Annotated in this window: 8 protein-coding genes and 1 pseudogene; 6 read left to right on the top strand and 3 right to left on the bottom strand. The window is 42.6% G+C overall.

The annotated features are described in order from the left end of the window. Positions 1–262: 262 nt before the first annotated feature. The gene (locus tag HWQ23_RS16910) at positions 263–391 is read right to left on the bottom strand and encodes a hypothetical protein (protein ID WP_292830171.1); all 129 of its coding nucleotides are present in this window, start codon (positions 389–391) and stop codon (positions 263–265) included. A 309-nt stretch (positions 392–700) separates the two neighbouring features. On the opposite strand from HWQ23_RS16910, the gene HWQ23_RS16905 reads away from it, so the two are divergent. Both HWQ23_RS16905 and HWQ23_RS16900 read left to right on the top strand, forming a co-directional pair. Beyond that, positions 701–1336, top strand: a complete 636-nt coding sequence (locus HWQ23_RS16905) for a Crp/Fnr family transcriptional regulator (RefSeq protein ID WP_292830170.1) — start codon at positions 701–703, stop codon at positions 1334–1336. Positions 1337–1463: 127 nt separating this feature from the next. Next, positions 1464–3107, top strand: a complete 1644-nt coding sequence (locus tag HWQ23_RS16900) for an iron uptake porin (protein ID WP_292830169.1) — start codon at positions 1464–1466, stop codon at positions 3105–3107. An 83-nt stretch (positions 3108–3190) separates the two neighbouring features. On the opposite strand, the gene HWQ23_RS16895 is transcribed toward HWQ23_RS16900, so the two are convergent. Continuing rightward, positions 3191–3451, bottom strand: coding sequence for a hypothetical protein (locus tag HWQ23_RS16895; protein WP_292830168.1), 261 nt, complete (start codon positions 3449–3451; stop codon positions 3191–3193). Between the two features lie 166 nt (positions 3452–3617). On the opposite strand from HWQ23_RS16895, the gene HWQ23_RS16890 reads away from it, so the two are divergent. Both HWQ23_RS16890 and HWQ23_RS16885 read left to right on the top strand, forming a co-directional pair. Next, entirely contained in the window at positions 3618–4223 is a 606-nt protein-coding gene (locus tag HWQ23_RS16890; protein WP_292830166.1) for a DUF3318 domain-containing protein, read from the top strand. A 103-nt stretch (positions 4224–4326) separates the two neighbouring features. Then, complete coding sequence (locus tag HWQ23_RS16885) at positions 4327–4518, top strand: hypothetical protein (RefSeq protein ID WP_118167650.1); 192 nt, start codon at positions 4327–4329, stop codon at positions 4516–4518. A 254-nt stretch (positions 4519–4772) separates the two neighbouring features. On the opposite strand, the gene HWQ23_RS16880 is transcribed toward HWQ23_RS16885, so the two are convergent. Then, the gene (locus tag HWQ23_RS16880; RefSeq protein ID WP_292830163.1) at positions 4773–6905 is read right to left on the bottom strand and encodes a cytochrome-c peroxidase; all 2133 of its coding nucleotides are present in this window, start codon (positions 6903–6905) and stop codon (positions 4773–4775) included. 325 nt (positions 6906–7230) lie between these two features. On the opposite strand from HWQ23_RS16880, the pseudogene HWQ23_RS16875 reads away from it, so the two are divergent. Continuing rightward, positions 7231–7480, top strand: a pseudogene (locus tag HWQ23_RS16875) (EamA family transporter); the annotation flags it as partial. 516 nt (positions 7481–7996) lie between these two features. Further along, the gene (locus HWQ23_RS16870) at positions 7997–9778 is read left to right on the top strand and encodes an alpha/beta hydrolase (protein WP_292830161.1); all 1782 of its coding nucleotides are present in this window, start codon (positions 7997–7999) and stop codon (positions 9776–9778) included. Positions 9779–9856: the final 78 nt, after the last annotated feature.

The raw sequence follows: 9856 nt of genomic DNA, 5'->3' as shown, positions 1-9856 counted from the left end.
AAACTTACCGAGTTTGCTTCCCTCTATTATATGTAGCTTCATATTAAATTGGTATTAGAGTCTATTTATAAAGTAAATATTAAGTAGGGTGTGTTAAGGCTGTGTAAGAATTTGAGGGTTTGAGAAAGTCTAATTTAGCCGTAACGCACCATATTTCCAGGTGCCCTACTTTCCGCGCTAACGCACCCGACAATTTAAAGTTTACTTTATAAATGGTCTCTTAGAGGTTGTTTGAAAAGTATTGGGCTAATATAATTCGCTACTACAGAAACTCTCGTCCACCTCCGTGGAAAGCATGAAAAATCAAGGTTTTTAACCCACGGAGGTGGGTTTTGTCTCGTGTAGCCGCGACTTCTAGTCGCCCGGCTAGTAATAAATTAGACTTGTTCATTCATCCTCTTAGTCTTCAGAAAATACTAAATAATTAAAAATCAGTTAACTCAATATTTTACTAAAAGCTTACCTTTTCTTAAACTTGCACAATTAAAGTAATGGATAAACAACTGAAAACTTTCAGTCTATCTCACTGATAGATACCTCAAATTAGAAGTTGTTTCTATGAAAAGATTTTGAGTTAGTCCCTAGCTCTGATTGAGAAGAATACACCTTCAGATATACAAGTAAAATTTGATACAAATTATTAGAGATTCTTAATCATTGTAAATAGCGAGATTCCCTGATAATTATGTAGTTACGGTTAATGATCTATTCCACAAGTCCTACTTCAAACTCTTCTGCGGTGTCAAATAGCTCTGCTTTCAGTGGACAATTACCCCAGCAGATATTTACCCGTCGGGAAGTAATTCCACTTCAAAATGACGTACTTTGGCGTATTGAGCACGGTGCAGTTCGTACCTTAACTTGGAGTGAAGACGGAACATTCATCACTCTCGGTTATTGGGGACTAGGGGATCTGATTGGTTCTCCTTTGTCTAGAGTCAAGCCCTACCAGATTCAATGCCTCACTGGCGTGGAACTAAGCATTGTGCCACCTCATTTGTGGCATCAAGATATTAATGCTTTATTGTCTCACATTCAACAGGCAGAGGATCTACTAAGCATTGTGCATCGAAAACCAATTTCGCTACGTTTATGGCAGTTTTTGGTGTGGTTAAGTGAAAAATTTGGACGTGATGTAGATAAGGGCAAGCTAATTGATCTAAATGTTACCCATCAAGATATTGCTGAAGTGTTAAATACGACACGAGTAACAGTTACTCGGCTCCTACAACAGTTGGAGGAAGAAGGAACACTTTTACGTCACAAACGGCGGATTATTTTGCGCTCACCAAATAATAAATTAATTCAAAATTATTATGGTTCAGCAGTATGCTAACTGGCTTGTATTTATTACATAGTCAAGGTATAATCATAGCGGTGATTGTATGTAAAATCCACAAGAAAAAAGTGTTCTAAGCATTTTATCATGACTGGATTATATAGGTGTGAGTGAGAGAAAAAACATGACAAAACAATTCTGGAATCTTTTTAAGGTTAGTCCGGTTGTTCTAGCTGCGACATTTTTGATTGCGAATAGCGCTTTAGCTGCTGAAGTCAACGACCAGGTAACAAATGTTGGCCAGTTATCTGAAGCTGAAGATTCTAACGACATGAGTCAGGTAACATCAGTTTCGCAATTTTCAGATGTGCAGCCCACAGATTGGGCATTCCAAGCTTTACAATCCCTAGTTGAGCGCTACGGCTGTATTGCAGGTTATCCCAACGGTACCTATCGTGGCAACCGTGCTTTAACCCGTTATGAATTTGCCGCAGGTTTGAATGCCTGTTTAAACCGGGTTAACGAACTGATTGCTACAGCTACTGCCGATGTGGTTAGCAAACAAGACCTGGCTACTTTACAGCGCTTACAAGAAGAATTTTCTGGTGAACTAGCGACCTTGCGCGGTCGTGTCGATGGACTAGAAGCCCGCACTTCTGAGTTGGAAGCTAATCAGTTCTCTACTACCACCAAGTTGGTTGGGGAAGCAATTTTCAGCGCGTCTGATGTTTTTGGTGACAATAGAGCAGTTCCTGGTGGTGCTTTGCCTCAAGACTTGGATTCTAACGTCACTTTTAGTGACCGTGTTCGTTTGAACTTGTTCAGCAGTTTCACTGGTAAAGACCAGTTGCAAATCCGTCTGAATGCTAACAACACCATTTCTAATGCTGTTGTTAGCGGTACTAACATGACCCGCTTGGCCTATGACGGTAATAACAACAACAGCGTTAACATCGATAAAATCAACTATGCTTTCAACTTTAGTGATGCAGTGCGCGTTAAAGTTGATGCTACTGGTGCTGAATTATACGAAAATGTCAATAACTTTAACCCTGACTTTGCTAGCTCTGCTAGAGGTGCGCTCTCCCGTTATGGACGTTTCAGCCCCATATATCGCCAGGGTCAAGGTGGCGCTGGTTTAACTGTTACCTTCAATCCTAAAGGCCCAATCAGCTTGAGCGGTGCTTATATAGCTAGGACTGCTAACGACCCTAGCCTTAATAATGGGCTGTTGGATGGTGATAACGCTATCTTTGGTCAGTTATCTTTCCAACCCAGCAAAGCTTTTAATATTGGTCTAACCTACGCCCGCACTTATCAAACTAATCTTGTTAACAATACTGTTAACAATAACCTTTTCCAAGGTACAGGTAGTACATTTGCCAACAATCCCTTTGGGAATAACACTCGTACTGAATCCAACAACTACGGTGTAGAGGCTACCTTCCAACTTGGCTCTAAGTTGGCTATTAGTGGTTGGGGAGGTTATACAACTGCCGATGCTATAACTGGCGCTAATGCTGGTGCAGACGCAGATATTTGGTACTGGGCTGGAGCACTTGCTTTGAAAGATTTTGGTGGAGAAGGCAACGTCTTAGGTGTCATCTTTGGTCAACCACCCAGAGTCACTGGTGGTAGCATAAAAACAGCCGCCGGCAATACTAACTTCGATGACGATACCTCTTATCACTTAGAGGGTCTTTACAAGTTCAAGGTTTCCGATAATATTCAAGTCACCCCTGGCTTGCTGGTAATCTTCAATCCAGAACACAACGACAACAACGACACTGAATATGTAGGCACTCTACGTACTACCTTCACCTTCTAAAATGGGTGATGAAATATAAAGCTCAGAATTAGATAATACAAAACCCCATCTTTAGGTGGGGTTTTGTTTAGTAAGAAAATTGGCTATGTAGGATTATAATCTGGCTGATTGGATATATCTTTTGGGGGGCGATCGCTACTCCAAGCCCACCACACAGAACCACATTGACAATAGTAGAACTCTTGCCATTTGCGACGACGGTCTTCTGTAAGTACAGGCGATCGCCGATTTAGCCAAACTTCTCTAGCTTCCAAGCTACTTGAGCGGCAGCTAGGACAGCAAAACTCGTAAGCGTGTGTTGCTTTATTCGTCCATTCAGGCGGGATAGGAACAAAAGCGTCCATGTAGTTAAAAGTGTAGTCTCAATGGTTATCGAGAACTTTGAGGTTTTGAACTTGGGCGCAAACGGATAAGAGAAAATCCCGCCACAGTATCAAATCACAAATCATAGATTAACATGAATGATAACTAAAATAGTCACGATGCACATTATGGCTAATAATTAAATTTATGGAGCCAAATGTTGAAATTCGCCGTTTGTTAGATGTGATGCCTGCTTCTGGTCGGATGACGACAAAAATCGTTAGTAAGCCGGAGCAAGGAAAAGTGATTGACGCCTCCTTTCCCCAACCCTGGAATCAGGCGCGACCGATATATATTAATTTTGATTTGTGGCGTCGCTTGACAAAGCCGCAACGAGATTTACTGCTGTTGCAGACGGTTAGCTGGTTGACGGGGGTGAAGTGGTTTAAACCTGACATTTATCAAGGTGTGGTGCTGGCTGGGCTATTAGGCGGATTCTTGGAAGCAGCACAGTCAGATGTGGTCGGTGTAGCCGTAGCTGGGGGATTAAGTGCGATCGCGGCTGGGAGGATCTGGCGCACTAATAAATCTCAAGAGTCAGAGTTAAATGCCGATGCAGCAGCAATTCGCATCGCACAACGGCGCGGTTATTCAGAAGCAGAAGCAGCGCAGCACCTATTATCTGCAATTGAAGCGGTAGCTAAAATTGAAGGGCATTCCAGTTTAAATTTTACTGAGTTGATTCGTTGCCAAAACTTACGAGCGATCGCGGGTTTATCACCAGTGGGTATGCCAGAAAGTTATGATAAGTAGAATAGATGTCTCTGCTGCCCATTTGTAGGTTGCTTATGAAGTGCTTACCTCGTGTGGTAAAACTTAACTTAAATTCTGTCAGTTACTAACGGAGTTGATAGGAATGGGTAACTTTATTATTTTTGCCTTGATAGTAGTTTACGGAGGCGGCGTATGGAAGTTTTGGAATGGGTTTGGGCGGACTAATTTTAATCCAACTTTGACCAATCGCATTGGTTTATCTTTGCTATGGCCAGCTTTGTTTATTACAAATCAATCCTATCGTCGAAACTTTAGAAAGGCGTTGAAGGGCTAGAGTTTACTATTAAGTCTAACGTCATCCGATCCTGACGGTGGCATATATCTCAATATAAATCTAACCCCTAGCATTTACAACAAGCAAGAAAACTGAATCGGACATCAACGGCTATCTTAGCAGCTACGCAAATATTTGCAGGTGTGTCGCTTTGGATGGCTGATTTTTTTTAAGGGGAGTGGGGAATTAAAGGTTTCCCCATCTCCCCCTGCTCTCTCATCTCCCACACCTGAGTTACTAACTTAAATTGCTAGTTAGTTCAGGAAATTTGCAGTGCCAGTACCACCATTCTTGCCAACAGCAGGAATTTCCAGTAGGCTATCTGTAGCGTTACCAGTACCATCATTGATAACAGAGGTAGAGTTACCCGGATGTCCATTAGGGACGAACAGTTGCGGGTGATCAAAAGGTGCTTTCTCATGGAGAACTCGCTCATCGGTGAGTGCTTTTAAAAAGGCAACCAATTGCTGTTTTTGCTCTGGTGACAGATTCAATATTGGAAGACCTCCAAAGTCACCACCCCGACTGTAAAAATCAACCACTTCCTCTAGAGTCGCCTGACCTCCGTTGTGAAAGTAGGGAGCAGTGAGTTCCACATTACGAAGCCCAGGTGCTTTGAAGGCTCCATCTGCAACTACGCTCTCACTTGAATTCAACGGTGGAGTCAGGATAGGGGGGTCTTGCCCTAGCAGACTCTTAAATTTCCCCAGTTGAGCCAACCGTGCCTCGGAGAGTGGATTACCTTTGCCGTCAACAGATAAAGGGTCATTACCACCCAAACCGGGATCGTCCGTGGCAGGTCTGACACCAATATTGAAGAAGCCAGTGTCTTCAGGGGATTTTGCACCGAACGGCGCACGTCTGATTCGTCCGCTTTGAGCCACGCTGCTCACCGAAGCACCTGTTAATTCCAACCCACTATGGCAACCGATGCACCCCTTGCCCTCGAATAGTTGCTTCCCTTGTTTCTGCTGCACGGTAAGGGCGCTGGTGTTCCCTTCCAAGAAGCGATCGTAGGGCGTATCGTTGGCAATGAGTGTAGCCTCGTACAACTGAATTGCCAGCCCGAAGAACAGCGAGAAGTTATAGTCCAAGAGCCTGTACTCTTGGGTTTTGGAAGAGTAATCAGGGTGTTTGACAAAAGTCCGTTTACCTTCAGCATCAACTTGGATCAGTAGCTTAGAGTCCCACCACTCCGGCTTAAAGGCATCTTGAATCAGCTGATTGTAGCTTTTATAGTTCAGTCCGGGTTTAGGCCATTTACTGTCTGCACCTAAAACGCTGTCTTGTGGATGCACAACCTGTTTGGCTAGCGGTTGGAGGCGAGATAACTTTTGCGCCAGGTCTCGGGGGAGGCTTGTACCGTTAATTGACAGAAGACCTTGCAGCAGATCGCCCAGAGATATTCTACCAATTCGCCCGAACTTATCACCAATTTTTTGAAAACTGCGACCATCAGCCGACAGTTCGCTGGAACTGAGTGGCGGGCCGACCGCCTGAGAAGCTAAAGACGAATTATTCAGACTAATTTTGACAAACTCGAGCTGCTTGGGGTTTGGTGCTTTGACAACAAAGGCGTTAGCATCTCTTAAACCAAAGGGATTCACCCCATTAAAGATGTTTTGCGCCCTTCCGTCCCAGAAGTTGCGGAAGTTGAATGCTGCATTAATCACGGTTGGCGTGTTGCGTGCTTGGACGCGGCGCACATTCGTACCTTTCACATTAAACACCGGATCTGGCTCGGTTTTTACTTGGTCTTCCGCAGTACCAGGTGTGACATTAACAAACTTTGTATTGAAGACCCCCTGAGAGGAACTGACATCGTTACGGTCAGACACAACAGTCTTAGGATCATTGGGGTTCGACAGCTTGTGAAAGGGAAAATCTTCTTTTCTTAGTTGGTAGTTTGGTGCGCCACCTACATTAAAAGCTGTATCTGGATTCGGTGTACCATCGGCGTTGACCCGCAAAAGCCCAGGATTGATCTGATTTTTGGATCTATTGTCGGCTCCAGCATGGAAGTGACAACTAGCACAGGAGGTCTGTCCGTCGCTCCCAACCTGCATATCCCAAAAAAGAGTTTTTCCTAACTTGATTGCAGCTACTTTGTCTTTTACGAAGTCTCCAAGATTGTCAGGCTCTGGAACCGATACGCTCTTGAGCGAAACTGGAGGCGACCCCGTAACCTGCGCCGATACACTATTTCCAGCTATTACTGCTACCAGAATAATCGCAGCAATTGTTATAGTTCTTGAAAATCTTGATCTCAGGTAGTTAAGCTGGACATTTCTGAATCTCCATCCTTGGCGCTTTATTTTTGCCATCAAAGATTTGAGCAAAAATCGACCTTTTGAGGTCAGTAGCAAGTAAATTGATAAGCCAGTCATAAAGACTACTAAGCTTATTATGGGTATAATTCCCATAGTTGTTTGTGATAAAATAACATCGGAAAAAATTATACATTGATAAACAAGCTTTAAATTTATTATTCATGTAAAGGAATTACGCAATTTACTAATTTTATGTGAACAAAAAACGCCATATGACTACCTAAAAATAAATTCAGTAGGGTTGGTAAGCTATTCTACATTGAATTTGGATTAACCAGACTATTAAGATATTTTTTTAACAAAATTGAAGAAGAATTCAGAAGTTAGGAGCCAAGCCAAAGACGTGCAGCTTGGACTGAGAATCAAGACGCTCTTAGCTAGCTTGCTTCTTTGCAGGAGTACGCGGACTCGCTCTCGGTGGCGCTTAGGGCTAGCGTTTATTGTAGAGAATTTTACCTATTGCTCTTAGAGTAACTCTGCAAGTGCTTGATGTCTATATCGTCATTTAGTTTCGCTTTTTGGTATCTTTCTTTTTTACTGTTGCTGGGTATTTAGGAATACGCGCTAAATTACCAAAGTTAGAACAATTGTGTTGTGCTTCTTGGAAGTTATTAGCGATCGCTACACTCTTCTGAGGGATTAATTACTTTCTGTTCATCCCAGGTTTAGCATTTGAATACTTATATTAAAAGCGGGTTTAGTAGTCACAGTTTCAGTAGCGATCGCCTTGCTAAAAGCTAATTAATAATAATACCTTTCAGGAGTTTTACTGGGTTTGTAATCTAGTAAATTCGTGCCATCTTCAAAGCTACAACATAAATACTGAGGCAGAGTATTTTTTATTTGTTATGATTTACTAGTGAAGGCAAACTACGGGAGTCAGCCTCTTATAAGATGGATACTTTACCCATCTGTGTGACTCTGTAGGATCTGATTTTTGACTTGATAGCCAAGAGAAAATTCTTAAAGAATAATTCATAAATCAGAATTCAGGAGTCAGAATTAATTACTAGAGAATTCTAACGACTGACCCCTAAATTCTGTTTTGAGAAAATCCAGGCTAATAACTTTAAGTAAACCAAGCAGGGTGTCCGAATAACTACCAAAGCCAACACCTGATAAAACCAGACCACCGAAACAGTTGAGCGATGAATAGTTTGTTTGGTAATTGGGCCAGCACCCTGAGAAAAAATTCCCTATTGCTGGTTCTTTCAATGGTGCTGCCAACATTTGGAATTAGTAATTCCGTGTTGGCAGCAGAGCGGATTTATGCATCTTATTCAGCTTTAGAGCTTTCCATTTCAGTCACTGCTTTAGAAAACTATGCTAAAGCAGGTGTAATTAACGAAGACTTGGCAGCGTATCAGCAATATCTGCCTCTTCAACAGCTTCAAGAATTACGGCGGATTTTACTTAATCGCGTGAAAGTTAGTCCGGTAGTACTTTCGCAACTTCTCTACACACCGCAAGGAGAATTTTTGCTGCATCGGTTGGCGCAAGTGATTCAAACCAGTCAGCCAGAACCAGGATTTGGTGCTTTGCGTTCGGCGCTAATTTTAGCCTCTGCGGAATCGTCCGGCTTGACACTTTTGAATGTGTTGCGTAAATATCCCACCAGCAGCATTCGTCTTGATGTAGCAGAGACTTTGGAAATAGCTACGGAATTAGATAAACTTGTTAACCAAACCCATCGGGCGATCGCAGCAGTTTCCCAAAAGTCTAAAATAGAAGCTGCTACCATTTCACAACCAAATTTCTCGCAATTGCCAGATTTAGAGTTTCCGGGAAAGTTGAAGTCGCAAAAATACACCCTAAAGTTTTTTGACTCAACGCGCAATCGGCTTTTATTAACTGATGTTTATATTCCCAATGTCCAGAATCCTGCACCGGTAATTGTGATTTCTCACGGCTTGGGTTTAGACAGCAGCAACTTTCAATATTTGGCCACTCATCTAGCTTCCTACGGATTTGCCGTCGTCGTTCCCAATCATCCTGGTAGTGATGCTAAACAATTACATTCTCTGTTGAATGGACGTGCAATTGAAGTAGCAGAACCAGGTGAATTTCAAGACCGACCAATGGATGTAACATATATACTGAATCAATTGCAAAAAGATAATCAATCTGATTCACGATTTAAAAATCGGTTAAATCTGCAACAAGTCGGAGTATTTGGTCAATCTTTGGGAGGCTACACAGCCTTGGCCTTGGCAGGTGCTAAAATCAACTTTGAGCAACTAAAACAAGATTGTCAACCAGCAGCGCTGCAAAATACCTGGAACATGTCTTTACTGCTCCAGTGTCGCGCTTTAGAATTGAGGATCAGCAAATCTGACAAAGATTATAACCTGCGGGATGAGAGAGTGAAAGCCGCGATCGCAGTTAATCCGATTACTAGTTCTATTTTCGGCAAAGCTGGCTTAAGTCAAATTAAAACTCCAACGATGATTGTCAGCAGTAGTGATGATACAGTTGCACCAGCTTTATCCGAGCAAATTCTACCTTTCTCCTGGTTTGCGAATTCACAAAAGTATCTCGTCATGCTTGTAGGTGGCACCCACTTTTCCACCATTGGCAATGGCAACCCTGCAAATCAACAAGTAGCATTACCTGCGGATATGATTGGCGATGCTTCCCAAGCGCGTCGTTACATGAATGTTTTAAGTTTGCCTTTCTTCGAAAGTTATGTTGCAGGAAGACCAAAATACATCTCTTACCTCAACGCCGCGTACACGCAAAGCATTTCTAGTAAATCTCTGGGATTGAGTCTCGTCGAGTCGCTGAGTAAAACCGAATTAGCACAAGCACTTGGTAGCGATCGCCGCAAAGCTCAATACTATCAAAAAAAAGCCCCTAACTCCATACTCAACTTTGGATTTTGGATGTTGGATGTCGGCGTTGCAATGCTGCATGTGACGATTTTTATTTAATAATCACATCTACAAAGTTCAAGTATGTCCCTCTCGCCCGTCGGAGAGGGACAGATTTTGCGTAGCTAAACCTTCTTA

It is taken from the genome of Nostoc sp. JL33, assembly GCF_017114985.1.
In the GTDB taxonomy this organism is placed as follows: Bacteria; Cyanobacteriota; Cyanobacteriia; order Cyanobacteriales; family Nostocaceae; genus Nostoc.
Note: the sequence above shows the minus strand (reverse complement) of the source record. Positions and strands in the feature narration are given on the sequence as shown.

Bases quoted from the DNA above. Each gene is read 5' to 3' on its own strand.
- HWQ23_RS16910 (WP_292830171.1), bottom strand. From the start codon at position 391: ATGAACAAGTCTAATTTATTACTAGCCGGGCGACTAGAAGTCGCGGCT.
- HWQ23_RS16905 (WP_292830170.1), top strand. From the start codon at position 701: ATGATCTATTCCACAAGTCCTACTTCAAACTCTTCTGCGGTGTCAAAT.
- HWQ23_RS16900 (WP_292830169.1), top strand. From the start codon at position 1,464: ATGACAAAACAATTCTGGAATCTTTTTAAGGTTAGTCCGGTTGTTCTA.
- HWQ23_RS16895 (WP_292830168.1), bottom strand. From the start codon at position 3,451: ATGGACGCTTTTGTTCCTATCCCGCCTGAATGGACGAATAAAGCAACA.
- HWQ23_RS16890 (WP_292830166.1), top strand. From the start codon at position 3,618: ATGGAGCCAAATGTTGAAATTCGCCGTTTGTTAGATGTGATGCCTGCT.
- HWQ23_RS16885 (WP_118167650.1), top strand. From the start codon at position 4,327: ATGGGTAACTTTATTATTTTTGCCTTGATAGTAGTTTACGGAGGCGGC.
- HWQ23_RS16880 (WP_292830163.1), bottom strand. From the start codon at position 6,905: ATGACTGGCTTATCAATTTACTTGCTACTGACCTCAAAAGGTCGATTT.
- HWQ23_RS16870 (WP_292830161.1), top strand. From the start codon at position 7,997: ATGAATAGTTTGTTTGGTAATTGGGCCAGCACCCTGAGAAAAAATTCC.